Origin of the sequence: Desulfopila sp. IMCC35008, from assembly GCF_010646885.2 — a bacterium.
Classification (GTDB): domain Bacteria; phylum Desulfobacterota; class Desulfobulbia; order Desulfobulbales; family Desulfocapsaceae; genus Desulfopila.
The window spans coordinates 4,254,799-4,281,465 of the sequence record NZ_CP050700.1; the positions used below are offsets into that span (position 1 = coordinate 4,254,799).

The following is a 26,667-nucleotide window of genomic DNA, read 5'->3' on the forward strand; positions in this document are numbered from 1 at the left end:
TTTGTTCATGAACTCCTATTTGCTATAAGTCCATTTGTATATATTAAAGTAGTCTGCAAATTGTTCAGTAACGTAAACATTACCTTTACTGTCAAAAACAGGGGAACTATAAACTCTTAACGGGCCAGGATACTCAACCATATTCTCAGGTAGAATCACTTCTTTCTCATAAAAATCGCAAGGGAGAAACAATGCTGTAATCAATTGAGAAGAAATGTTATAAACTCTTATGACATTACATTCTTCATAATCAATTTCTTCAAATCCTCCAGGATGAATATAAGTGTGGGCTGATTCCTCGTTTTCCTCATTGCTTACCACAAATAATTCAGCATTAATCAATTTATAATATTGAACGTCTAAATATTCCTCATATAGACTAACAATTTCATTCCCCACATTGTATTCATAAGATATAGCAACACCACTCGGATCATTTTCATCAATACTATATATCATTTTCTGTGTAATTTCGTTTTCATCTTTAGGTTCTTCTTTCAAAGTTTGAACAAAATTCAAATCTGAATCATATACATTAAAGAGATCGTTTAATTCAAAAATTATTTTATCATCATGTGTCTTATTCAAAAAATGACCAACTGATGCAATCTCTGACTTCAGTAATTCGCCAGTGTAGTTGTATTTTTGTAGAGAGCTCTTTGTAAGACTAATAATTTGGTCATTATTAATTAACACAATTTCTCCAGGCCAAATATCCAAAAGATACTCTGTAGTAATTCCTCTTGGTGTTATTTCGTTTAAAAATTTACCATCGTTTTTTAATACCATTATTTTATTATTATACTGATCCGGAATAATTATATATTCATTATTAGATATCACAAACATCACAGTATAATTCCCCAGGCTCCCACCACCTTGACTCTTGCTAATTTGGCCCTCCTCATTCCCCCAAGCTATCGATGCGAGATGTTCTGGGCCAGAATATTCTGCAAAACTATTAAAGACTAGAGGAGAAACTAAAGAACTTGCCACCGAAGTAAAAATCAAAAGATATATATTTCTAAAATTCAACATTTCATTTCCAAAGTATAATTCTTGAGTGTTTTTTCCCTTTTATAAAGAGTGTTGAACTAGTCGTAACGACCTTTCTTCCGAATTTAGAGCTATTTGTTCCTGCAATACCTGTTCTATATCGGTTCTGGCCAGAAGCATGAATTATATAAAAGGGCATTTTTAAGTATTCTCCAGGATCAGAATACGCCATAACAACATGATCTTTTGAAACCCGTAAATCCCCTATATGGAGTTGGTTTTTAAGATTATCCAACCTTACCACTTTACGACTTGTGCCATAATCTTCCAATTTTCCATCTTTGTCATATATTTCATTTTGTATATAGTAGAGCTTTTTAGCATTTAGATTATATAAGTTAGGAAAATTACCTTCGAGATGTTGCCAGCTCGGATCATTTTTCGCTTCGTTATGAGCTTCAGCATATTCAATACATCGATAAATCAAACCAGAACAGTCTATACCAGTCCAGTATCGTGGTTCGAAATGCAAGTTTATTCCTGGCATATTTCTTTCATCTCTCAATAATCCAGTCCATTTCATTCCGGTTTTTACTATTGGAATTCCATCATTATCAAGTAAAACAGGAACACCATCATTATCAAGATGGCCTCTGTATCTTTTGTATGTATCACTACTATTAAACGCAGAAGTTGAAGGAGCTGCTCCAGTAGAAGTTACATATTCTATGAATTCATCTTTTGTATTTCTTGCTCCATATGAATATCCTACACTTCTTTTTCCATCCAATAATCCTTCACAATTTCCTTGTGAGTTTTCACTTATAACATTATCATTATCTCTTGAATACCATCTAACATTAGCCAAATCACGATAGTCTTCCGCCTTTTTTATTAAATTCTCAATATAAGCTTTTACAACATTATCATAGAGCTCAAAAAGACCTGTATCAATTGTAGATACCTTATCATTAACAAATATATCACTCTCACTATAGGTATCTCCAACAAGTGTTTTTCTATCGACAATCTTATTTGTATAGTCTCCTATTGATTCTAGCACACTTGGATAATCTGATATAATCCTACTAAATGTACTACTAAATGCTTCACTGTTATATTCATCAAAATTTACTAAATGATTAAATTCTGTTTTAAACAACTTTAACCCTTTTTGTGTCAACTCATCAAATAGACCATCCTCATTTAATAACCGTTTATGCTTTTGTGATGAAGTATACTTTCTAGAAAGCACTTGGTTTAGCATTTCTTCAAGCATATCAAATTTCTGTTTATCCAAACCCATTTTATATCTGGCTTTTGGCGCATCTGAATAAACAGCACACTCTTCATTTTCGCCTAAAGTAGTCCCCTTATCTCTTTTTGTTTTACCTACACCAGTGGATTCTGGTCTATAGTTGGCCTTTGCTACAAAAACAGCTTTACCGTTTAACACATCTTCTATAGTTGTTATAGTATTATCTCGTATATTTAATTCATATATGAAATTAGTATTATTTTGCTTCCACCTAAAATGAATTTTGACTTTATTTTTCTCAGAATCTTCTGGATCAACTATGAACTTTGGTGCTTCTACATTGAATAATGCAACACCATCTATTAACTCTGGTCTAATTGGGGTTACTTTAACAAGATCAGTAGGCATCCCTTGATTAGTAACTTCTACTACTTCAATATCACCTTCGCCTGGTTCATAGTACAAATCCAGAGCTCTTACTTTGAGTTCTTTTTTTCCTAAATCCGGATAATAATCATCTCGGTTCAATGCAAGATCAGCAAAATCAGAATCATATGTATCAACATACAATCTGCCAGGCAGCAATGAAGCAGCTTTAAATCCATCTCCAGTCAAACTTGTCAAAAAGCCTTTAGTATAATCTTCACTTAAAGCCATTTTATCGTAATTATACTCATCAGTCTCTGATAGTTCTTCAACATATCCCAATCTTAATGCTTTACATTCCTCCTTCTCAGAATCACCGCCTCCACAATAATTTGGAATTTTCTCATCCAATGGATCAGAAATATCGATTATTTTTATCCCATCAGAACTTGACAAATATGCTAACCCATCTCGAGGATTTATGGCAATTGATCGAATCCTGGAACCATCTTCATTTACGACAATCTCTCTTTCAAGCTCTGGATAAGAAAAAACACTTTCTTCTGATGCATCCACAATATATTCTGATGCATCCACAATATAAAAAGAACCATTTCGTCCACCAATAAAAACTAAATCCTTTTTATCGATGCAATCTTCGTCTAAACTCCCTTGTAAACATTTCTCCGGACAATTTGTTGAGTTAGTCCATTTGCTACATTTCGTTATTGGGTATTCCTGAATAGCTTTAATTGAAGTCACAGGGATATCGGGGATTGTATAATAGCTATCAGATAGATCATCATTGAGGAAGATAAGGGAATCCGGCGCAATCGTTCCCGTGATTACTTTGTCACGCAATGTAGCAATAACCATAGGTTTATCCATCGCCCAAAGAGATGGTAACTCGTCTTTTTCATCTTCCGGTCGAGGAAATACCACCCCCTGAATACCAACTCCAGTGGTCGCGATATATACGTTATTACCTAAGTTCGCAATATCTCTTGGGAGGCCAGTTACCGGCGGTATCCCCAATGGTGACATACCGGCCTGTAAATCCGATAAAGAACTTGTCAAAAACTTCCTATATCTACCGTCAATATTTGGATGATATTCAAGGGTAGGGTTTTCACCGGTTGTATAATCAAGTAAACTTATGTTCCCATATATATTTAGACCTGAATGCGCCACTATAATTGAATTATCAAAAGACAATAATGAACTTGTCTTCCCTTCAATGCCATTCCCAGCTTCACTCTCTTTTAAAAATCTTGGTTTATCAGGTTCAGAAATATCGATCAATGCAACATCATGCTCCATTCCTGATGGACTTGAGTAATTTCCTATTGCCACTGCTGCTAGATCTGGAGTAAGAATCGCTAAATCATTTGGTATGGCACTATCAGTCCAGGAAGAATTCAAACCACCTTCATCTTTTTCAAATAAATCTGTACTACCAATAATTTTTGGAGAGAATGTTTTAAATTTAATATTTCCACTATAAGACGCTATAATATCATCAGACCCTTCTTCATCAGACTCTTTCGTTAGATATCCAAGTGAATTGATTTTCAGTGTATAATAGGTGTTGAATTTTAACCTTTCTGCAGGTAAAAAGGATATTGTTTGAGCTAAGTCATCATTTGAACTCACTACGCCCTCTTCTTCACGATATGACTTAAGCTCACCTTCTATGATTTTTTCTTCATTTTCTACAAAATATGAAAGTATTACTTTATCACTTTGATCCTCAGGAGTTACGATATCCTTATTAAAAGACAATATTACTTCCAGATCTATTGGTGCAGATCCTTCATTCTCATAGATATATGGTGTTATCACTCTGTCACTAATATCCTCAGGGTAGGATCCAATCAAAGCCATTTCACTTGTATCAGTTTCAGCTATAAACATCTGTGAAATAAGTGTCTTTTCTTCTTCAATACTGCTCTTTGTATATACTGTCACACCAGTCTGGTCGTATCCTACAATTGAATAGGGTTTATTTAACGGCACAGCATAGATTGGGAAAAAAGTTGTTTCACTAGAAGGAACAAACGATAATTGAAACGCATCAGCAGCCACGGCAAACGCCACAGGTGATGCAGTAGCAATCGCATTAATTGTCCCAGCAATACAAGCCTCCATCACTTGCATTGTGACGGTTGCGGACGCGACATAAAATTTCCCAACAGATCGAACCCCACGGAATGGCGGAGAAGCCGTTTCAATCCGGTCGCCATTTACCTTCGCGATATTCGAAAGGTAGAAACTTTTAAAGGGTAAAAAATCCACTTCTTTTAAAAGAAAAAGCTGAGAGTCTTCCGTGATGTCAGAACCTTCTGGAAGGGGAAAAGAGATCTTAAATTCATCTGTCGCCTCAACCCCTTCAGGAATTTTCAGATCAAACCCTATGACATAGGGTAACAAAGGAGAGATCTCCGCCTCAAATTCTGCCTCTTCCGCTGCATCAACTCTTATAGGAGTACCATCAGGAATAACTCCAGCGGGAATAATCACCTGCAAATCATTTGGCCCTTCTACTGTACCTCCTTCCGATCCAATGACAATGGTCCCATCGGCATCCTGAAATGGAGGGGGGACAAATTCTGTGCTGTTGCCGGCCTGATCGGTAAATATCAGCTCAATGCTATCACTTAAATCTGCGGAAAGGCTCAAAACAAAACTACCATCATTATCAACAATAACAGAAACAGTTACACCTGTAGTGGTATTAACAGCTGTCATTACAGTTCCTGGCTCACTGGTCCCTTTGGTTCCTGTGATGAGCGTCTCTCCGTCATACGGGATAGAAGTTGTAATAGTTCCCGGATCTGGTTCTTCCGGCGCTATGGAATCTACAGTATGGAATGTAAATTCGTAACTCCCTGCATCCTGGTTACCCGACAGCAGATTAAGGTATTTATCAGCAATCGTCTCAGCCAATCTCATGGTATAGGTTGCATTTTCTGCCAATGGCATCGCAGGCACGAAAACTGCCGTCTTCTGATCAGAAAATAGCGAAACCGTCCCTTGAACTACAGATGAACCTGCACTAAGTTCAAAAGCACCTGTGAGCGTTTCTTCGGCCATGGCTGTTGAAAACACTACCGAGATTGGGCTTGAAACCGCCACATTAGTTTCATTGTTTGCGGGATTTGAACTTATTACAGTCGGCATAACCGGTATTAATTCCAGGTTACGCGTTACAATCTGATCACCTTTTTCGATCGTGACCGCGACTGAAGAACTATTTCCATTTGAAAGATCTTCACCTGACACATGATTGACAGCCAGTGGTGCCAGCATGGCATATGATGGTTGTCTTGCATCTTGCAGGCTTACAAAAGGGAGCTGATTCGAAGTCACCTTCGCCGAAGTTACCGGTTGCCCTTCCGATATGACTGAACCGCTGATAAAGCCGACCTCCGACAATAGTTGAATTAAGATATACTCGCCTGATTCAAGTACACCAGGCAAAGGTAACCCTAAACTACCCGCCCCGATCTCAATTATAGTGTTATCAACAGCCCCCAAACCAATCAGTTCAAACACAGTATTGAATGCTACTCTCGTCTTTCTGATCAGGGCAATGCGCTTATCCAGCTCCGCGGAATCAGGAAGAGGCACCTGTAAAATGACAGATGTCGAGAGCGAGTTTTCTCCAAGATCAATTTTTACTGATGACAAGGGCGTATAAAATTGGCTGGTCGGTAGTGCAAGGTCCACTCCAGTGCTGCTGGAAGATATTGTTACCGAGGTAGGTAGTTCCAATGCCCCTGGGGGAATTAACAAAGTCACTCCATCATTGCCGGCAACTGTACCACCAGCTTTGGTAACGATATTTTGAGTTATTGCCCCATCTGTACGATGGGCACTCAGCTGTATTTTTCCCTCCTCAAGAAGCATGGGATCAAAAATCTCTGACGGTGTGGCAATAAAATGCCCCACAAAACCATTCTGCTCCTGATACAGGATTATATCCTGTGTCATTGACGCTGGAGTTAGCAGCGTTGCATCATAACGTTTGTAGTATTCAGTAAAATCTACTTCTACGACTGTACCGCTTGATTGCGGTTCCTGGGTATTCAACAGCAATGTTACAGCCGATTTGGAACCCGGCTGCATGAAAATTATCTCAGGGTCTGGAAGAATATCAGCTGAGATCGACTCAGGCAGTATTTGTGGATTTACCCCGACAAGTACTTGGCCCGGCTGGGGTGTTTCTGGAGCAATTGGCAGCGTGTCGGCTTTTACCAGCGCAACAGTTCCAAAAATCTGCACATCGAGAGCCAATTGGTTCTCTGTCCCTGCAATCTGCCCCTCCAGCCTTATCCATTCATGAACCTCATTATTCCAGTATACGGCTATCAAACCATCTATATTTGCTGATGGCTTCAGTGCAAGTTCAAGAGGATTATTCGGCACACTCTCTGATGAGCCAATATCGAATGCCATTACAGGAGCCCAGCCTGCTGGCAGGGGGTGTGGTAATCCCTGACCGCTTAATGGGCTGACTGTGATAGTCGCTATATCCGGTAAAGAACCTGGTGGCACGTATATGTTTATTTCCCCTTCAACCTGTAAATTCGTTCCTGTAAGATTATTTATCTCATAATAAGTTAAAGGGGTCAGGCGACTGTCCAGCACACGATTCACTTCGTCTGGCAAAACGTTAGGCTGTCGAATCGATGATGTATAACCATCTTTTTCGACAGTGAGTGTGGTGATATTTTCTGGGACGTACAATTCATAACGACCGCTTGCATCTGTTTCCCACTCGATACCATCTTCAGGTTGACCAGCTCGAATCACGGCCCCTTTCAAGGGAAGGCCCGTTGAGTCATCATATACCTCCCCAACAAGAAAACCACTTCTGGTACCAGTTATAGTTGTTTCTGCACTGTCAGAATCAGTTGAGTGACCTGAAAAATCAACAGCTCTGGCCACAAACTCGATTTTGCTCCCCTTCACCATGGTCTCGGGGATGGGATAACTGAGGTCGTACGGTGGACTTACATCTTCACCTATGATGACATTATCAGCTAAAAAGATTATTTTCAGAATACCAACATTATCAATAGCAGAAGCATGAACAACAATCTCCTGACCATGTTGGGCATTTGCCGGTACATTAACCGCAACCTGTACTGGGGATTCATTATCGCCTGTCTCGACAAGCTGGATCACGCCTTGGGCAGAATTGCTGTTCCCTTCGGCATCCAATGCCTCTGCGGCAATATGTATTTCAGTTCCAACCGTTGCATCATCCGGTACAATGAAATCCGTCTCGTATGGATTACCACCTATCGAAGCAAATCCATTCTGCCCGGCACTGAAGTTAACTCCTATAACACCGTAATTATCCGTAGCCTCTGCCCTCATACGAATGGTTTCACCAGGTGCAGCAGAATTCGGATGAAAAAGAGATATTTCCGGTGGAATTGTATCAGGTTCATCAACTACGAGGACAGATGCTCTCTCAACACTGGTGTTACCTGATGTATCTGTTGCAACTACAATCAATTGTAACGTTGTCCCGACTTCTTCGGGCGCGTTGTATTCAAGAACGAAAGGACCAGATGTAAACTGTTTTACTTCCAGATTGTCTATACTGAAAGAAACCAGACTTACTTCAGCATTATCTGTTACGTTGGCACGTATCCCAAGAGAAGTACCAGCCTGGACCTGCGCAGGTGCAATCAGATCAATGCGCGGTGGAGTCCTATCTTTCGCAGCTTCAATCTGCAATACATACGTCTGGATAGTGGTGGCTTTACCATCTGAAACGGTAACGGCAACTGCATGACTTCCCACTTCGGACTCCCCCGGAGACCAGGTTATTAGCCCTGTAAGCGGATCAATAAACATGGACTCGGGTTGATCCTGGAGGCTAAAGGTCAACTGATCATCTTCAGGGTCTACTGCCAATACCTGATAGGAGTATAAAATGAAGGCTTCACCAGTTACTATGGGAGTAGAAATAAGTTCCGGTGGGTCATTAACAGGTTGCACAGCTATCGTAAATTCCTGTAAGTCAGTCAACCCTTCCACATCTGCAACTTGAATCCCGACTGTTATGTCGCCTACCTGAGCACCAGTAGGAGTCCAATATAGCTGTTTGTTCTGCTGATCGACAGTCATTCCAATTGGCCCATTTACAGTCGTCAGTATCAGCTGATCCCCATCAGGATCTGATGCGATCACATCGTACTCATAAGGGATACCTTCTGTGGCTGTGGTTATCGCCGTACTGGTGATTTGTGGAGGCAGATTAGTATTATCTACTTGTATCTCGACAGTTAAAGCAGTCTTTGCCCCACTTGGATCTTCTGCTGTAAAAACAACCTGATAAGTGCCAGCTTGATCAAAACCAGGGTTAAATGTAAATGTTCCCAAGTTTGAATCCTCGTTAGACAATACAAACTCCGCATTATCCGGTATAGATGTTCCAGAAAGAGACAATTGGTCACTGTCAGGATCCGTTGCTGAAATAGAGATGGATAAGGTATTACCTTCGTTCATTACAACGTGTTGCTGGTCAGCACTTATCGCAGGGGGTTCATTCGGCGCCGGGAGTATGGTAATAGTAACAGAATCTGTTTCACTAGAACCCCCATTCGTATCTGATACAACGAGTGAAAATGTATGATTACCCGCAGACACCAGCACTTCAGGACTTACAACATCATCTGGATCAGGTGTCCCTGACCAAAGATAGCTTATCTGCTCGCCATCCGGATCACTTGAAACCGAGCCGTCTAATGTAATAAGTATTGTTTCCTGACCGTGGGCCAGAGTATGACTCTGGTCTTCTCCTGCATTTGAAATAGGTAGGTTGTTATCAAGAGTTGAAGTGCTCTCTAGAGAGGCAATTGTGAAGTCAAATCTGACCCGGGTGGGATTAGAGAAACGCCACTGTTTGCTAACAGTAGATTCATCTGGTATCAGGCTAGCAGGAGAGTTGTATTCAAAATAAGGATTATTATCCTCTGTGTAACCATCTGGATTTGCAACTGTAACTGCAGGGTTGCTTATGGTCCCAATTACAATCCTGAAAGGTGCCTCCAGCGTTTCCCCTGAGATGTTAGTGAGGTATGCATCAAAATAGTTCTCATTTGTGCTTCTATCAAACATGAACCTGCTCTTCATCAGGATGACCATGTCTGAGATATCTGTACTCGCGCAAATAAGCCCAGCATTGAAAAGAGCCACTACCATCAACAGCATGTGAATCACTAAAGATAATTGCACTTTAATACTTTTCATCGATCTTTATCTCGTTAACTATAATGAACTAATAATTGCTAACATTCCCAAACGACAGTAAGAGAACTGAGGTTGGAGAATCCTGGAAAAACTCAATTCAATTAAACGCAATGAAGCTGGTCAACAGAGCCAAACAGCTCTATTGTTAGTGAAAGTGAAGATTAAGCGTCTATAATTATCGGGACAGCAAAATATTGAACAGCAGGAATTGAACAAATTAGCTACTTGTTCAGTATCAAATCTCTTGCTAGAGCACCATCCAGCCAACAAAGGCCCATGGAAACGTGTTAGGTTAGTCTCGGAAACTTCACAGATGCCCCTCATACTTTCCCCCCCGAAAAAGTAATACAGGTTGATGTGGTTAACGCCAATTGAGTGCGTTAAATGTTAGGCAGCGGTTGCTCCATAAGCTTATTCACTGATGTTTCAAGAAGGTCTTTTCTTTCTCCTTGCGGCAACAGCCCCGGCAATCCCTACTCAAAAAAGGATCACCGTGCTGCTTCTGGAACGGGATCTGGCTAGATAACCAAACCATACCCTATACCCTTTTGATTAATTCTAAAAGCTTAAGGCATAGAAGAATGCCTAACAAATAAACCGACAACAGTCAATAGATATAACTACCTATTCATAGATCAAAATCATATCTCACACATTGTGATGTGGGTCAGATTTCACCGGTCATGTTTTGATCGTATGTGATCCCTTATGAGAGAGAGACCAAGTCTATACAACAATAGCTCTAAGCTGATGCATATTCAGGGCACCGGTGACATACTTTTTGACGGTATATCTTATTGATGCATGTGATTATGCTTTGATGATAATATCTGTATGTGTGGTGTGAAAATGAAATAATACATTGATATATTTATTAACACAGGCCAATTCTTACACGACAATAACCCTGTAAGAAAAATTGAGAAAAGCGATGATCTCAATTTCACTCTACAAAATGGTGATCTTTCTAATAATGTTTAATATCACAAAATCCCCCCTCCATAGCACATTCCCTATTCCAAAAAAACTTATTGCAACAAATTTACAATAGGTACTCCAAATATATTATTATTCTCATCCAGCTCGTCTAACACATCCAAACTGTCTACATTAATAAACAAAAATGTGTACCTGTTCAAATCTATCAACCCGCCGCCATAATACCACTGCTTGACAATAGAATCATAAGGTTCAATTACCCCAACAAGGCGAAAACCACCAGCTGGTATATCATCCCAATTACCATAAATATTATCTTCAGAAAGATAGGTCTGTATATTCACATCTTGGCTGCTATTTGAGAAGTAGTTCCCATTGTTTTTTATTGTCATTGAATATTCTAATTGGTAGCCTCTCCAGTAGGGACCAGAGTAGACAGTATCAATTAGCAGGTCAGGCTTTTCCATATATTGGTTTTGACCACGGACGCACCTGGTATAGAATACTGGCAACCACTGATAGTCGGTAATTCCTGTTTCAAAGTCTACAACCCAATTACCGTAGGTCGGATCTACTGTTGATGTAATGTACCCCTCAGTCTGACAGCTGAAATTTGGATCAATCGTCGGCCTAACAAAACTATCACAACTAGTCGAACTTTCACAACATGTTGCAAGGTTGTAATTATCATCTGTAGAAAGGTCGTGATTCCAATCAGGCAGTGGCGTGGATTTACCATTTGAACAGACGACTAAACTTTTCAGCTCTTCTTTTGTAGGTAATCTCCAATCTAAATAATTACCCAACACAAGATTTTGACAATACGCCCTAGCTTGTTCAGGTGTTCGCATAATTCCATCATCACTTTTTTGCCATTCTAGGTCACCATACTGTACGACACATCCACTTTGTCCTGCATTTAATGGGACTTCAATCCTCTGAGTATCCGATAGTCCAGAAACACTACCATCAGCATAGATAGCTCGCACACGATAGTAGTATTGTGCACCTGGCTCTACTCCAGAATGACCGTATTCAAGATCTGTAGTTGGGGTGAGTAACTCACTGTTATGGGTTACAGCGTTTTCTGTTCCCCAATATATTTCGTAGGTATCTGCACCAACATCTGTCCATTCTATAAAATTCCAACAATATGAATTGTCATAGAAAGCAGAAGTGATGGTTGGTGATAGGGTTGGCACAACCGAAGAGCAACCATTAGCATCAACTGACTCAGGATCAGGAGAATAAGGGCATTGATCCAAATAGTCATAAATGCCATCCTGGTCTTTATCACTATCACAAGAATGACCCACCCTTATACCATTACTAATAAGTTCTGGAATAAGTTGCTCACATGACTGTTGATTTAAAGGATTAAAATGTAAATCCAGCATACTTATTGGTGCATATATATTTTGATATATAGGGGTTATGTCACTTATATTATTATCATACAAAAAGATATAATTCAGCATAGGTAAATTTGTTAGCGACGTGATGTCCTCTATTTGATTGTTGCTAAGATCTATATCTACTAAACTTAACATGGTTTCCAAAGGGGATATATCTATGATTGCATTTGATCCAAGGTATAGTGTCTGAAGATTTGGAATGTTTTGTAAAGCGGAAATATCTTCAATATCATTACGAGGCATATACAAGGCTTTAAGTTCATTCAGACCTGCTAAACTTTCGAGATCGTTGATTCCTACTGAAGCAAGATTGAGATATTCTAACTTAGTCAAACCTGATAACGGCAAAAGTGATTCCAGAGGATTATCAATCAATGACAATATTGTAAGATTTTTCATATTCTCAAGTACGTCGATATTTGTTATCTGGTTAAAACTTAAGTCGAGAGATTGCAACGAAGTCAAGCCAGAAAGTTCATCAATGCTTTGAATAGAGCGACCTTTTAAATTCAACTCTATTAGTTTAGAAAGGTTTAATATTGGCTCTAAACTTGTTATTTTATTACACCCTAAATTTATTAGATTGCACCCTAGATTTAGAGATTCAAGATTCGTCAGATTAGTCAATGAAGAAACATCTGATATATTATTTGAGCTTATATCAAGTTGCCTGAGATTAACTAATCCCTGTAGAGGTGTTATGTCTTGAATGTTGTTTTCAGCAAGTCCTAGACTAGAGAGATTAGTAAGATTTGATAGTGGGCCTATATCCTCAATCGAACAAAAATCCAATCCCAAATCTCTCAAATTGGTTAGACCAGACAGTGCTTCTATGTTTGAAATGGCTCCATCCCAAGTCCCCAATCTTTCCAGCCGACTAAGACTAGAAATAGGATCTAGATTTGCAACTCCGAGATCATATAAAAATAGTTCTTCAATGTTGGTACAGAACCCTAATCCAGTCAAATCATTTATTGTTGGAGGATGGCCTGTACTGCTATGATTGTTCAAGTATACGATAGTTAATAAATCCGATTGATATAGAGGACCAGTTTGTTTTCCAATTTCATCTCTAATCGTCTGCTGTAAAGCGGGATCGGGAATGTTGACTTCGAAATCATCAGTTATTCCTGTTGCAGTCACTTTAACAATGGGTGACAAATGAGACTCCACACCGTCTACAATAGCACTGACCCGATAATAATAATCAACCAAATCATTTACAGTATGACCATATGGAGATGTTACTGGTTGGGCAAGCTGTTGACTGGTTTCCGTTACCTCAGAACTTGTGCCCCAATATACTCGGTAACTGTCTGCGCCTGGCACTCTATCCCAGGTCAAGTAGTTCCATCCAACTACGCTTTGATACTCTGCGCTTAAATTCTTTGGCGTTGGTACAACTGAATCGTAAAGGGGACATCCCACGTTATCAACTTCAACACCAGTTTGTGTACCTGGACATAAGTCGAAGTCATTTTCTATACCATCAGCGTCATTGTCATCTATAGATAAGTCAGGAGATGTTTCAAATGGGATCTGTTGACTTGCTGAAATGAGGTTCCCATCTGCATCATATACTAAAATTTCAATGAGATATGATGTGCCATATTCTAATGACACATTGAGGGAGGGGTTGCCACCACAATACTGGAAAGCAATTGAATAATCAGTGCTATTAAATGCTTTGAAACAGTATATTGCTCCAGTTTCAAAGGTTGGTGATGTAATATTCAAATCTGCATGGTTAATATCTACCGAACCAGTTGTAATAATAATCATTTCCGGGCTTTCTGATTTATTAATACACCCAGATGCATCGCATTCAATGTTTAACCCCCAATTAACACCTACATTACTACCTATTGAATAATCGCCTGAAAGACTTATTCCAGAATCACCGACATATTCACTGTTAGCATGAATATATGCTCCTGTTAAATCGGCAATCTTCTGTACGAGAGCCATACCATCAGGACGACCTGCAACAAGACAGCTAAACAATAGTATGCGTGCATCAGATGTTAATATACCTTCATCTTTAAGTCGTCTGAGTTGTATATGATGCACATGAGTAGGGTCACTCACTGTCTCATAGGTCAGAGTAACTGGCGGGTTTATGCCATCATTCTCAGACAAGTATATTTCCCCGTAATTACCATGAGCAAAGATTATCAGTCTGCCTATAGGTTCATACTGCTCCTTTATAGCTGCTAAATAGTCCACCCATTGCGTAAATGAAATTGCAGGAGTGTCGTCACTAAGAGCATCATATGAGAAATAGTAGGCGTTGGTGTTTGTTATTCCGCGTTGAGAGCCTTCAACATTACCCGCAGAGATTACTTCAAATGTTCCACCTTCATCAGGCCCAGGGTTATCTCCGTATACCGTATTAAAACTTAAATCTATTCCTAAATTATCTAACCATTCCGAGTCTAACCAATAAGATATAAAGGGAGCTGACTTATCATCTAAAACATACCCATTGGGGTTAGAATTATCTTTTAGAAATGTGTAAAAGTCACTATCAGCTGATAGTGTATTATCTTTAAGATTATTTAGTAATTTAGAAACAGAGATAAACGTACTATAATATTCATCATCGTAAAGTTCTGTATATGGTGGTGTAAATGAATTTGATAATGTGATTTGGTTTTCTGTTATATCTTTACATCCGTTTTGATCACATTCGATGTTTAGGTCCCAATCAACCAAATAACTACTCCCAGTGTTATAATCAGATGAAATACTAGTCCCAGAGTCACCAGTATACTCACTGTTAGCATGAATATATGCTCCTGTTATTTCGGCTATTTTTTGAACTAGGTTTAAGCCATCAATATCATCAGCAACAAGACAGCTAAACAATAATATGTGTGCTTCAGAAGTTAAGATGCCTTCATCTTTAAGTCGCTTGAGTTGTATATGATGTTCATGAGTAGGGTCATTTACGGTCTCATAAGTCAAGGTAACAGGAGGTGAGATACCGTCATTTTCAGATAAGTATATTTTCCCTTTATCACCATGAGCGAAGATTGTTAGCCTTCCAATGGGTTCATACTGTTCTTTTATAGCTGCTAGGTAGTCTACCCATTGCTTAAGTGATACTGCAGGGCTATCGTCATTAAGAGCATCGTATGAGAAATAGTAAGCATTTGTGTTTGTTGTTCCCCGCTGAGATCCTTCAACATCACTCGACGAGATTACTTCGAAAACACCTCCGCTATCTGGTCCTGGATTTTTACCATAAACTGTATTGAAACTTAAATCTACATTGAGCTCGTCATTCCACTCTGAATCCAGCCAATATGAAATAATAGGCGTGCCATCATCACTTAGAATAAATCCTTCGGGATTAGATCTCTCCTTTATAAAATTATAGAAATCGGTATCAGCCGGTATGACTTCATTTCTTAAGTTGCTGATTATTCCAAAAACTGATTTTAAAGAAATAGACTCGTAATCAATTTCGTTCCACGGTGATACGAATGCCTGCTGACCATATAGGTAGTCGTTTCGATAAAGTAAGATTGGTGTTGGGTAGAAATATTTTCCTTCGATATTGCTGGTATTAACGTTAAATTGTTCACTGCTGAATCCAGGATAGTTAATAGTTATTGTGTACGCTTCGTTATCGATCAACGGAACTAGTAAAAAGTCATCCACTTTTTGAGCTGTTAATTCTTCTCCGGTACTAGTTTTAATACTGAAATCAATATTAGTTAAAGAAATAGGGCTATCAGGATAGCGGTAATCAGCGATATGTGCGTACAGCCTGAAGTAAGATGTTGTTGCATTATACCGACTTAGCCAGTCATTAACTAATAAGTAACTTGGGTGTTGACAATCATCTGTTGTCTCACATTTGACGATATTTTCTTCGTAATCGTGCGGTATAATCCTAAATTTTTCATGGTAAGTACCCGAGGAATGCAAAACGCCATAACCATATTCACCGAAATTTGGATATTGGGATGTGAAATCATAGTATTGGTGCTCACTTTTGGGGTGGTAGTCATCGCTGCCTATACCCAACAGCTTTTCTGTGACTATGGATCCCATTAATTCTGTGTCGTTAATGTTATTAAATTTTACGCTATTTTGTAACAACGGCTGTCGTCCTTCAGTAGTGAGGGCAGGGTGAAATCTTTGCCCCTCATAAGATATTAGACCATCTCCATCACCTAATGTAACTATTGGTATTCCATTTTCGTCGTATCCAGGGAAGCCTAACAATCCAATACCAATTTGAATTGGCATGTTGTCAGGTAAGGGGTTCTTGCTTAAATTCGCCATTTCAGACACAATATCGCCAACTTGCGGAGAGCCAAGTTGCTGATACAAATATGGCAATTCGTTATCCAATGTACTATCACCTGTTTGGTGGACAGACGTTTGATTGCCAAAGAATATAGGATCAATTGCAAAAGTTTTATCTTGGCCAACTGGAAACTCAATATTGTTAAAACTTGTTTTTGTAGGTGATATCCCGGAATGTGGGGAACCTAGAGTATTTAAAGATGCAACAAAATCTACTGGTTGTTCAATATAATCCTTAATAAAGATTCTTTGTAGCATTGTACGAGCCAATACTCCTCCTAAAGAATGTGCAATAATATGTACTTTTTTGCCTGTAACCTCGTTAATATCTTTAAGCGCGTCGTACAAATCTTTAGCTACATCTTGAAATCTAGCATTGGTTCTCCACTGAAATTCGAATGGAAGAAAACTCCTGTCAACAATTTTTAGTTCATGGATTAATTTTGGGAATTCGCCCCAATATTCATCCCCTTGTCCATACTTGTTATTTTTTTGATATCCATGGATAAAAACAACAGGTTCTGGTATATATTCTCCAAGGGTTCTCCTCAGAATCATTTCACTACGAGATCTTTTACTAAATAATTGCCAGCAATCTTTCTCTTCGGCCACTTTTGTCTCAAAGGTATTCCACCAAGTGGGAAAACTATAAGTAAAAGCTTCACTTGCTGTAACTTCTCCTGGTTTAAATGGCAGCCTATACTCTGTACCTTCGGTGTCGCGGACTGCTAATCTCGAAAAATTAGTGGTGAACCCATAAAAGGCATTTTGCTTAAATTCGCTGTTATTCCATGGAACACCTAAATATCCAGGATTTACAGGTGTGATTTTGGTAAAATGGGATACATTTCCTAAGCAGCGTTTTCCTTCATCATCCACAACACAGTTCCATTCGGTCTGGTCGAATTGATTGGTGTTCTCATTTAAAATATATAATGGAAGTGTTTTGCCAGGTGTCACATAAAAGTTAAGAGGGAAAGTTGCCTTTACAGGTTTATTAAATACTAGACCGTCAGGGGAGAAATCGACAACTCCGGTCGGCTGCATGTTATTCGATAATTCGGCGGCATGACCAAGTTTATCATTCGCTACTAAAGTCGCGCTGATAACAACTTCTGAATCGAGGCTTCCTTGCGGAATTTCTAATAATATTTGTGAATCAGATTGCAGGATTCCTCCATCGGGCCCTATAGCTCCAGCAGCCTCAGGAACACTCTTACCCCAAACAGTTGTTATATAACTAAACCTTGCACGTAGACTATTCGAAAACTCTACTCTCCGACCATCACTCACTTGATCTACATCAAGAAGCGAGTTCTCTGGAGTGAACTCAATATACGGCTTACCATCTTCCGTATAACCATCAGCATTATTAACAGTAACAGAATCATTGGTGATATTTTCAATCATCAGTACAACAGGTCCAACAATAGGTTCATCACCTATATTCGTGAGAGTAATGTCGAGGTAGTTAGTGCTTGTGGTGCGGTTGAACATCATACGAGAGGAATTGACCTGTACTATGTCAGTTACGTCAACTACATCAAGATCAGAACTGTATGAGATAATCGGACTCAGGCATAAAATAAGGATCAGAATACTACTGGGTAAGACTCTGTTGATGGACCTCATACTTATTTCCCCCCAGAGCAAACAGTATAGGTTTAAATTGTGAGACGCGATGAATGATGCAGTAATCCGTTAGGTGTTATACAATCTCCAACTCTCGTAAGAAATGAAAATTACGTCGCCTATTAAAGTTCCTTTTTCCGCCTGGCTGCAAAAACACCCGCAAGTCCAGTACCAAAAAGAATCATGGTAGCTGGTTCAGGTACTGGAGCAGTTCCGTTAGATCGAATTACTTCAAAATCAGAAAATGTCGCAACTGAACCATAAGCCCAATCAGCCCAATCGTATTCAAGACCGAACGCAAGGCCAATATTGCTATTTTGATAGGAAATCAGATCTAAAGTATAGGTTCCAGTAACGGGCGTGGGATCATAAGGGTAGGGTGGTGATACCTCAAGATCATACAAAGCCATCACGCCATCGGCAGGATCATCATCAACCTTCACGACGAGCCAATCGAAATCATACTCAGTACTAGACAATGAATATTCAACGGTAAGTGTTTCCATATCCGCATCAACAAAGAAGCTATCATTGGCGAAATAGCTGTATCCTATTGATGTATCCAACTCATCAATGGTGACTATACCTGTTATGAGGTCAACGCTAGTGTTTCCTTCTAAAGAAAAAGTTGATAGATCCAGTGGCTCAGATTGTGCTTGGTGAATTCCGGTCATTAAAAATAAGACAGCGGTACATACACATAAAAAAGACTTTCTCATTTCTCCCTCCCCCAAGGAATAAAACAAAAACTATTGAAAAATCAAAGGCTACAACATCTGTTAGGTTTTCAACGTCTAGGCCTAACAAGTTAAAGATTGGCTGTCAATAGGCAGAGATACCTATATTACACATATAATCTGAACGATACACCTTTAAGTGTAATTTCAATCGTCCGAATATTCTATCAAAACCTAAAATTTGATTGATAGATTTTTTTTTTAACTTTTTTTTATTTTTGCCTCAGTTGATAATTTTTTACCCATGTAAAACCAAACACATGTGATACATTGTAGCAGTAACGGAATACACCTTACAACAATAATAAGGTAAGCTACTGGATCCTTCCGCCACAACAACGCCCCCATCATAATGCCAGGCAAAAATATGTTTTGTAGATAATCTGTAGACGATTTTCGCGAAACAGTGCAAATTAGACGAAATCAACAGGGTAAAACGAAAAGAGCAAAGACGGAAACACGTTAATATCATTAAATATCAGAATGTTGCAAAGAAACGCTTAAATGGACAAGATTATATAATAGCAGAAGGCAGAGAAACTTCTTGTTGTTTAGGGTCAGATTCATTGGGAGCAGTGGTTAACAGCACATCAGCCCTTATCGGTTTTAGTCCCCCCTACTCTGGAGACTACCTGAACACTCTGCTTCGAAAAGGAAGCATGGCAGAGCACAAAGAGGGTGACTCTGGCAGCAATAAAGTCATCCGTTCCAGGGTCCTTCTAGTCTCCTTCATACTCAGGGGTCGCGGCACCGCGATGTGAAAAAATGTACAGTAATATTAATGGTTTGCAAAAATCAGGTTAGAAGCTGATGGGTGCATGGATGGGTGTATGATCTGGGTGGAGAGAGGGGTCGGGCGGATCTCCTTCTTCTTTTTGTCGGGCGGAGTGTTTGTGGTGGAGTGGCGGACCTGGTTAGCAGGATATCCAGGAGTGGTCCGGCCTATACAGGGGAGCAGGGCCGCCAGGGGGCAGGGGGAATAACCCATCCCCCCTGGTCTCGGCCTTCCCTCCCCTTATTCTTTTTCCTCAAATCCGAGATGGTTGAGTCGTTTCATCTCTTCTGTTTTGGTTTCCTGGAAAACGTGAGTGTACCTCATGGCCATCTGCAGTGTACTGTGGCCCAGGATGTCGGCAACAATTCGGATATCAACCCCACCGGCCAAAAGGTGGCTTGCGGCGGTATGGCGGATATCGTGGATTTTTACGTAGATTCTCCTTAGAAATAGATAACCGACTGTAATTGCAAGCATACCTTCCTTGTATCTGGTATAATATGTAGAAGTTCAACGACATATACCTCAAAAGGCTTGCACATGATTCGATATACGAGCAGTAAGCAACTCAGTTTGGATGGATTCAGCCTCCCCTTTGGTGGTTCGCTGAATCCGCAAAACCGGTGGGTGAAATGGAGCGAAGTTATCCCATGGGATGACCTGGCTACATGCTATTACAAGACTATGAATCCGGGAAAGGGGCGACCTGGTAAAGATGCGCGACTGGTGATAGGGGCAATGATCATCAAACATAAGCTGACTCTGAGTGACGAGGAGACGGTTATGCAGATCCAGGAAAACCCGTACCTCCAGTACTTTGTAGGCTTCAGCAGTTATGTGGATAAGCCACCGTTTGCGGCCAGCTTGTTTGTAGATATCCGAAAACGGATGGGGTCTGAAGTGTTTGCCGGATTTGAACAAGTTATCCTCGAAAAGATAGGTAAGCCCCGTCGTACAGGAAAAGCGAAAGAGGAAAATCGAGGGAAACTGCTTCTCGATGCCACAGTTGCGGAGCAGGCGATTCGTTACCCGACCGATCTGAGCTTACTCAATGAGGCTCGCGAGATTTCCGAGAAGCTGATCGATGAACTGTATGCTCTGAGTGACTACACTAAGAAGCCGAGGACCTATCGCCGTAAAGCGAGAAAACAGTATCTGAAGATTGCCAAAAACAAAAAGCCAAGCGTGAAGGTTCGCCGTCGCGCGCTGCGTGAGCAATTGCAGTACCTGAGGCGAAACTTAAAGCACATATCGTCCCTGCTTGACTCTTTGGGAAGCGCTCCTTTTCCCTTACCGCATGGCCTGCAACGGCAATACTGGATCATTCAGCATTTGTATTCGCAGCAGGACGGAATGTACAGAAACCGGCAAAACAGGTGTGATGACAGAATCGTATCCATATCTCAACCCCATGTTCGTCCGATAGTGCGCGGCAAGGCAAGCAAGAAAACTGAATTCGGCGCCAAGATCAGTGTCAGTATGAAAGACGGCCTGGCGTTTGTTGACCATATCGGTTGGGATGCGTTCAATGAGAGTAAGGATTTGAAAAAGCAGGTGGAGGATTATCGACAGCGGTTTGGTCATTACCCAGAGGTTGTTCTGGCTGATCAGTTATATGGCTCGCGAGATAACCGAAAGTACCTCAAGGAAAAAGGAATTCGCTTTGGCGGTAAAGCACTTGGCCGTCCCCCAAAGCAATCGGCAGAGAATACAGAAAAGATTCGAAAAATGAAGCAACAGCGAATCCAGGACAGTCGGGAACGAATCCCGATTGAAGGTAAGTTCGGGCAAGGTAAAAACGGCTACCGACTCAACTATATCCGAGCCAAGCTGCAAAAGACCTCAGAAGCATGGATCAACTGTATCTTCTTGGTGATGAACCTCATGGTTCTGCTCAAGAAGTTGAGTAAAAATCTTGCGCTATCGTTGTTGGCTCTACTTTTCAGACTCTGTACCAAGGTTTTAGCTGTTGCTTTCGGCAATTTCTCCATGCGGATCACTGCCGGGCTCGTTGCCGCGTAATATGGACGGTGTTTTTCTGAGGAGGCTCTACGTAAGGTATTTTACCCAGGGGATTGTTTAGGTCATCCGCTTGAGAATCCAATCTTCTCCAGAGTTGCTTCCAGCATTCCCGAAAAATACACCCAGGACGCAACATAATACTCTTGGCCTGGCGATGATTCGGTTTTAAAAAATAATAACCGTCTTCAAGAGGGTCTATACTCTCCAAGGCCTCTTTTGCCCTATCAGTCAAGGCAACGGTTCTTGGCTTTCCGGTCTTGGTTATCTCTATACGGATTGTCTGATTTTTCAAATCTACCTTATCGGCAGTCAGGCGGGCAGCCTCCCCGGATCTCATGCCTGTGTGCATCAAAACAACCAAATAAGGATAGAACCTGTCATTTATTGATTTTTTCGATTCTTCAAGGATCAAGACTGCCTCCCGCTCGGTCATGAACCGTTCCCTGCCAGCTGCAGGGGAGACTCTCTCGATTCCGGCGGTTGGGTTGTCTACCGGCAGGCCCCAATCTGTTTTTGCTACCCGAAACATTTTTGATAGCATGGCAACCTCTTGTCGGATAGATGATGCGCTACCGCCTTCATCTAACCTATCGCTTTGATAGGCTGCCACCGTGCTACTCTCGATGTCAGAAAGAGGGGTGTCTTTTCCAATGATTCGTTCCAGGTGCCTCCGACTGTATATCTCTCGATCCAGGGTTGAGGCTGCCTTCTTTTTTGTGACCGGGGTGTATGAGGCGTATTTTTTCAAGGCCTCCTCCAGGGTGACCATCTGGGCAAGTCGGGGATCCTTGTACTTCTTCATGTATATCAGGCCTTCCTGTTCGGCTGCCCAGTGCTTGGCCTGACCTTTGGTATCAAAGGTCTTTGTGAGAGGCTTGAGGCCCTTCCTGCGGATGATTGCCTGGTGAACTGTACCCTTTTTCCTTTTTATCGTCCTGTATGTTGCCATTTTCAGAGTGCTATTGATTTTTTAAGTGAAAAAGACAGTACACAATACCGTGTCTTTTAATACACAATGATACACACTTTAGTACACACTCAAAAGTAACATTAGGCAAAAAAAAAGCAACAAAAGACACATTCGATTGTGGTCTTTTGTTGCTTTAGGGGAAAGTGGTTCGGGCTGTAACGCCCTGTATATATGGGCCTGTCGGCCGGAAACCCTTATGGCGGAAGTGCATGGGAATCGAACCCACCTAGGAGGCTATTAACCCCCTACACCGGATTTGAAGTCCGGGAGGGCCACCAGTGCCCTGTCCACTTCCTTTCTCTAAAGAAACGAGGCAGAATAATAATATCTATTGACCTGGAAAACAAGATATTATTATATTATGCTGTTTTATTCTGTTTCGTAATATGACATTATGTATTGAACAAAACAGACTCACTCTAAAAATCTACAATACAACAATCACATAAAACCACGTATGCAGTGTGAACGTTTAATAAAGCTGGCAAAATCCTGGTATGTCCATGTCAGGGAAGAAACCATGGCCCCGGCTCGTATGATTGCTTTCATGGAAAATCATGCCGACGAATGCGATGTCTGCCAAAAAGATCCGGACCTCCAAGATGAAATCGCCAAAATAAGGGAAATGATTCTACCTGAATCTAAAATCCCCAAGGCGGTCCGATTGCAGAATGAGCAGGCGGAAGCGGCAATCGCTGTCGAGGAAGATGAAGAAAACGACGAAACAGAGAAGAGTGAAGAAGAAGACATCTACGATGATGATGACGACTTCTCTGAAGAGCCGGACCTCGTAGATAGCGAAAAATGATAAAATGGCAGGGTCACTCCTGCCATTTCCATACAATTTCATAGATACGACAGAAGTTTGTTGCAGTTATTTAACCGCAACTTCCAGCTCACGAGTCCATTCAGCGATGCTTTCACTGATATAATCAGTGACTCTCTTCTGTTCTTCATTCCCTTTTCCTTCCACACGAAATGGTTTGCCGAATGAAAAATGGACAGGAATGCTCGTATCGAACCTGCCGATATCCTTAATAATTGTTCCGTTTTTCAAAGCATCTGTCTTCAAGGCAAGAGGGATTATGGGGACATCCGCTTTTTTGGCAAGCTTCACCCCTATTGAGCTCATCTGCTCTGGATTGAAGATATGAGAACGGGTTGATTGCGGGAAAACCGCTACCGAAACCCCTTCCTTAAGCCGCCTGGTTCCTTCATTAAGAACTTTTTTCAGATCCTGACGAGGGTTGGTCCGCGTTACAGCAATAGGACTGCAAACCTGTATGACATCCTTAAATATTGGATACCTCAACAGACTTTCTTTAATCACGAAAGTCATCTCATGCGATCGCAAAACCATACCCGGCAAAAGGACGGTCTCCAGAAAACTCATATGATTGGCCACAATGACACACGGACCATCCAGATTCTCAAGATTCTCTATCCCGGAAATTTGAATTCGCCCACCCACATCTTCAACAAAATTGTAAATTTCACGACTGCTTGATTGCCAGGCTGCCTCATCGTACTTGCCCTTCCGAGCCAACGATCCGCTCCGCATGACAACTCCCACCAACCTGACCCAGAAATGAAATGATGGCATGAACTTTGCCAAAAAGGAGATAGGTCTCTCTTTCGTTACATAAAGACCATTATGAAATTGTAGTTCGTTCATTATCCCTGCACCCACGAAAAAAAACATCCCGGCAGAAGATGCGCTGAGCACCTGCCTCAGAAAATTCCTGTAGCCCCTGTAAACCAATAGCGTAAGACACTAGCATGACTGCCATATACCCTGCAAGCATAATTGCAAACAGAAACCGGTTGGAGCTCCTTGCAACTCTACTTCCCGAAAAACAAGGTAATGCAGAGGACAAGAATCGCAGTATACATAACCGTTACCCCCGCTCCTGCCTTCATATAATCCTTTGTCCTGTACCCTCCAGGACGCATAATGAGAGCATTGACCTGATGAGTGGGCAAGATGAATGTATTCGAGGCGGAAACAGCCACAACAATCGCTGCTGCAATCGGATTGAAACCAACACTGGCTGCCATATTCATTGCCAGGGGAATCATTAGCACTGTCGCACCGACGTTGGACGCCACCAAGGAGAAAAATGCGGTTAACACTGATATAACAGTCATGAGAACAATAAACGAGGGTTCGCCCACCGCCCGAAGCACATTATCGGCAATGAATGCAGCCGCACCCGTTTTCTCAAAAGCAGTCCCAAGCGGTATAAGCCCAGAAAGCAGGAATACGGTGCGCCAGTCAACCGCTTCATAGGCCCTGTCTGCCGGGATAATTCGAGTCAGTATCATACCGAGTGCCCCTGTTAATAAGGCAATCGAGAGTTTTACGTTAAATGCCATGATCAGCACCATCGGCAGCAGCAAAAAAAAGACCGCACATCTCGTTCGCTCCGGCTTCAGGTGTTCACCGCGAATCTCTTCAATAAACGCGATGTCCATCTTCTGTTGAAGCAGCTCAAACTGCTCCCACTTCCCTTGCAGTAGAATAGTATCACCCTGTTTCAAGCGGGTAACATTAATATTCTCCAGGATAATTTCATCACCCCGAACAATCGCCAGCGGATTAACCCGGTACAAGGCCCGAAACTGTAGTTCCTCCATAGAGTGCCCGCTCAGGTTTGAGTGTGGAATTACAACTCCTTCCACAACACCTGATTCGTCAGGGGAATTTTCCTCAGCAAACACCTGGTGCTGTTGCTTGACGCGCCAGTTATGATCCTTGGCAAGTTTGTCAATTTTATCTTCAGAACATATGATCCACAGCACATCCCCCGACTCAATAACTGAATCGGCAGTAGGTGCCAGGTTTTTTATCAACCCCTTGCTCTTTGCAATACCTACAACGGTGATTTTATAGCGAGGCCGCAGTTCCAGCTCAGCAAGAGTCTGAGCCTGAAAACCATAGGAGACCTCCAGCTCATACCCGTGACCGACCACGCTGCCGTAGATATCATGCAGTCGCTTGTCCATATTCTGGTCATCGAGTTCACAGATGTTTGCCGGCAAAAGCTTATTGCCCCAAAGCATAAAATATAGAAGCACACCCAGTAACAAGAACACACCTATAACAGAAACCGAAAACAGTCTCAGCGGTTCAAACGGCTGCCCTCCAACAATAGCCTCGTTATTATTCCACCATCCTGCCATAAGATCGTTCAGCATAATAAGAGGACTCGATCCGACCAGGGTGAGGCATCCGCCTGTTATGGCACAAAAGCCCATAGGCATGAGGATCCTGGCTGCGGAAATGTTTAACCGGCGGCTAATTCGCATCGTTGCCGGTAGAAACAACGCTGCAGCCCCGATATTCTGCATAAAGCTCGATATCACCGCCACCGTTGCCGAAACAACCAGCATCACACGCTTCTCGCTCTGCCCGGCCACTTTAATTATCTGGGCAGCAACAACGTGCATTACCCCCGTTTTGTTCAGCCCTGCACCGATAATCATCACTGCAATAATAGACACCACGGCGTTGGAACTTAACCCGGCGACAGCTTCCTCAGGGCTGACCACGCCAGCGAGTGGCAGAAGCACCATCATCAATAAACCAACAAGGTCAACCCGCAATAAGTCAAAGACAAAAAGTGTTATGGCAATTCCCAATAATACAAAAACAATGATCATCTCATTGGTCAGCACAACGGATTCCATTTGTCACCCTGTACGTTGCTGAGATTTAAAGAGTTATGTGCTCTCACAACCGAGCATTTTCATACTGCCACAAACACTGGATAAGCATTTCATCACATTTTAAAACACAATATCGTATTTTCTCTAACAAAAAACACAGATATTCAGGTATCGAACCAAATATATCGGTAGACAAAAGCGAATATCTGCCCATTGTAAGGAACTATTGGTATAATTCACAGGAAAAAGAGTTGATACAGCATGCAATTATGTGGTAATCGCGATTCCCCAAACTGTAG

The 26,667-nt window shown here is 41.2% G+C and carries 11 protein-coding genes and 1 tRNA gene; 2 read left to right on the top strand and 10 right to left on the bottom strand.

Annotated features, from left to right (window positions below; genetic code table 11):
* Positions 1 to 15 precede the first annotated feature (15 nt).
* The 6 genes from GA520_RS18440 to GA520_RS18465 form a co-directional block, all read right to left on the bottom strand.
* Entirely contained in the window at positions 16 to 1,038 is a 1,023-nt protein-coding gene (locus tag GA520_RS18440) for a hypothetical protein (protein ID WP_163340813.1), read from the bottom strand.
* 1 nt (position 1,039) lies between these two features.
* Positions 1,040 to 9,889, bottom strand: a complete 8,850-nt coding sequence (locus GA520_RS18445) for an Ig-like domain-containing protein (protein ID WP_163340812.1) — start codon at positions 9,887 to 9,889, stop codon at positions 1,040 to 1,042.
* A 1,028-nt stretch (positions 9,890 to 10,917) separates the two neighbouring features.
* Positions 10,918 to 18,063, bottom strand: coding sequence for a leucine-rich repeat domain-containing protein (locus tag GA520_RS18450; protein WP_163340810.1), 7,146 nt, complete (start codon positions 18,061 to 18,063; stop codon positions 10,918 to 10,920).
* Positions 18,064 to 18,317: 254 nt separating this feature from the next.
* A complete protein-coding gene (locus GA520_RS18455) occupies positions 18,318 to 18,914 on the bottom strand; it encodes a PEP-CTERM sorting domain-containing protein (protein ID WP_163340808.1) in 597 nt (198 codons plus the stop codon).
* 796 nt (positions 18,915 to 19,710) lie between these two features.
* Entirely contained in the window at positions 19,711 to 19,920 is a 210-nt protein-coding gene (locus GA520_RS18460) for a hypothetical protein (RefSeq protein WP_163340806.1), read from the bottom strand.
* Positions 19,921 to 19,947: 27 nt separating this feature from the next.
* Entirely contained in the window at positions 19,948 to 20,184 is a 237-nt protein-coding gene (locus tag GA520_RS18465; protein ID WP_163340804.1) for a tyrosine-type recombinase/integrase, read from the bottom strand.
* 63 nt (positions 20,185 to 20,247) lie between these two features.
* Between GA520_RS18465 and GA520_RS18470 the strand changes: the two genes are divergently transcribed.
* Positions 20,248 to 21,729 (top strand): IS5 family transposase, encoded by a 1,482-nt coding sequence (locus GA520_RS18470; protein ID WP_370362722.1) that lies wholly within the window; start codon positions 20,248 to 20,250, stop codon positions 21,727 to 21,729.
* Here the strand turns inward: GA520_RS18470 and GA520_RS18475 are convergent.
* Together GA520_RS18475 and GA520_RS18480 are read right to left on the bottom strand one after the other, a co-directional pair.
* On the bottom strand, positions 21,704 to 22,678 hold the full coding sequence (locus tag GA520_RS18475; RefSeq protein WP_163338723.1) for a site-specific integrase: 975 nt from the start codon (positions 22,676 to 22,678) through the stop codon (positions 21,704 to 21,706). The two genes, GA520_RS18470 and GA520_RS18475, sit on opposite strands and share 26 nt — an antisense overlap.
* A gap of 218 nt (positions 22,679 to 22,896) precedes the next feature.
* A tRNA-Sec gene (locus GA520_RS18480) sits at positions 22,897 to 22,994 on the bottom strand.
* A gap of 225 nt (positions 22,995 to 23,219) precedes the next feature.
* Here GA520_RS18480 and GA520_RS18485 point away from each other — a divergent pair.
* The gene (locus GA520_RS18485) at positions 23,220 to 23,507 is read left to right on the top strand and encodes a hypothetical protein (protein ID WP_163338722.1); all 288 of its coding nucleotides are present in this window, start codon (positions 23,220 to 23,222) and stop codon (positions 23,505 to 23,507) included.
* A 66-nt stretch (positions 23,508 to 23,573) separates the two neighbouring features.
* Here GA520_RS18485 and GA520_RS18490 read toward each other — a convergent pair whose 3' ends face one another.
* Both GA520_RS18490 and GA520_RS18495 read right to left on the bottom strand, forming a co-directional pair.
* Positions 23,574 to 24,374 carry a 1-acyl-sn-glycerol-3-phosphate acyltransferase gene (locus GA520_RS18490; protein ID WP_163338724.1) on the bottom strand — a complete coding sequence of 267 codons (801 nt, stop codon included), beginning with the start codon at positions 24,372 to 24,374 and terminating at the stop codon, positions 23,574 to 23,576.
* A gap of 167 nt (positions 24,375 to 24,541) precedes the next feature.
* Positions 24,542 to 26,389 (bottom strand): SLC13 family permease, encoded by a 1,848-nt coding sequence (locus GA520_RS18495; protein ID WP_205749299.1) that lies wholly within the window; start codon positions 26,387 to 26,389, stop codon positions 24,542 to 24,544.
* Positions 26,390 to 26,667: the final 278 nt, after the last annotated feature.

Excerpts from the sequence above, each read along its gene's own strand:
- GA520_RS18485 (WP_163338722.1), top strand. The coding sequence starts at position 23,220 with ATGGCCCCGGCTCGTATGATTGCTTTCATGGAAAATCATGCCGACGAA.
- GA520_RS18440 (WP_163340813.1), bottom strand. The coding sequence starts at position 1,038 with ATGTTGAATTTTAGAAATATATATCTTTTGATTTTTACTTCGGTGGCA.
- GA520_RS18495 (WP_205749299.1), bottom strand. The coding sequence starts at position 26,389 with ATGGAATCCGTTGTGCTGACCAATGAGATGATCATTGTTTTTGTATTA.
- GA520_RS18475 (WP_163338723.1), bottom strand. The coding sequence starts at position 22,678 with ATGGCAACATACAGGACGATAAAAAGGAAAAAGGGTACAGTTCACCAG.
- GA520_RS18490 (WP_163338724.1), bottom strand. The coding sequence starts at position 24,374 with ATGAACGAACTACAATTTCATAATGGTCTTTATGTAACGAAAGAGAGA.
- GA520_RS18470 (WP_370362722.1), top strand. The coding sequence starts at position 20,248 with ATGATTCGATATACGAGCAGTAAGCAACTCAGTTTGGATGGATTCAGC.
- GA520_RS18450 (WP_163340810.1), bottom strand. The coding sequence starts at position 18,063 with ATGATGTTCAACCGCACCACAAGCACTAACTACCTCGACATTACTCTC.
- GA520_RS18465 (WP_163340804.1), bottom strand. The coding sequence starts at position 20,184 with ATGCTTGCAATTACAGTCGGTTATCTATTTCTAAGGAGAATCTACGTA.
- GA520_RS18460 (WP_163340806.1), bottom strand. The coding sequence starts at position 19,920 with ATGGGTTATTCCCCCTGCCCCCTGGCGGCCCTGCTCCCCTGTATAGGC.
- GA520_RS18455 (WP_163340808.1), bottom strand. The coding sequence starts at position 18,914 with ATGAGAAAGTCTTTTTTATGTGTATGTACCGCTGTCTTATTTTTAATG.
- GA520_RS18445 (WP_163340812.1), bottom strand. The coding sequence starts at position 9,889 with ATGAAAAGTATTAAAGTGCAATTATCTTTAGTGATTCACATGCTGTTG.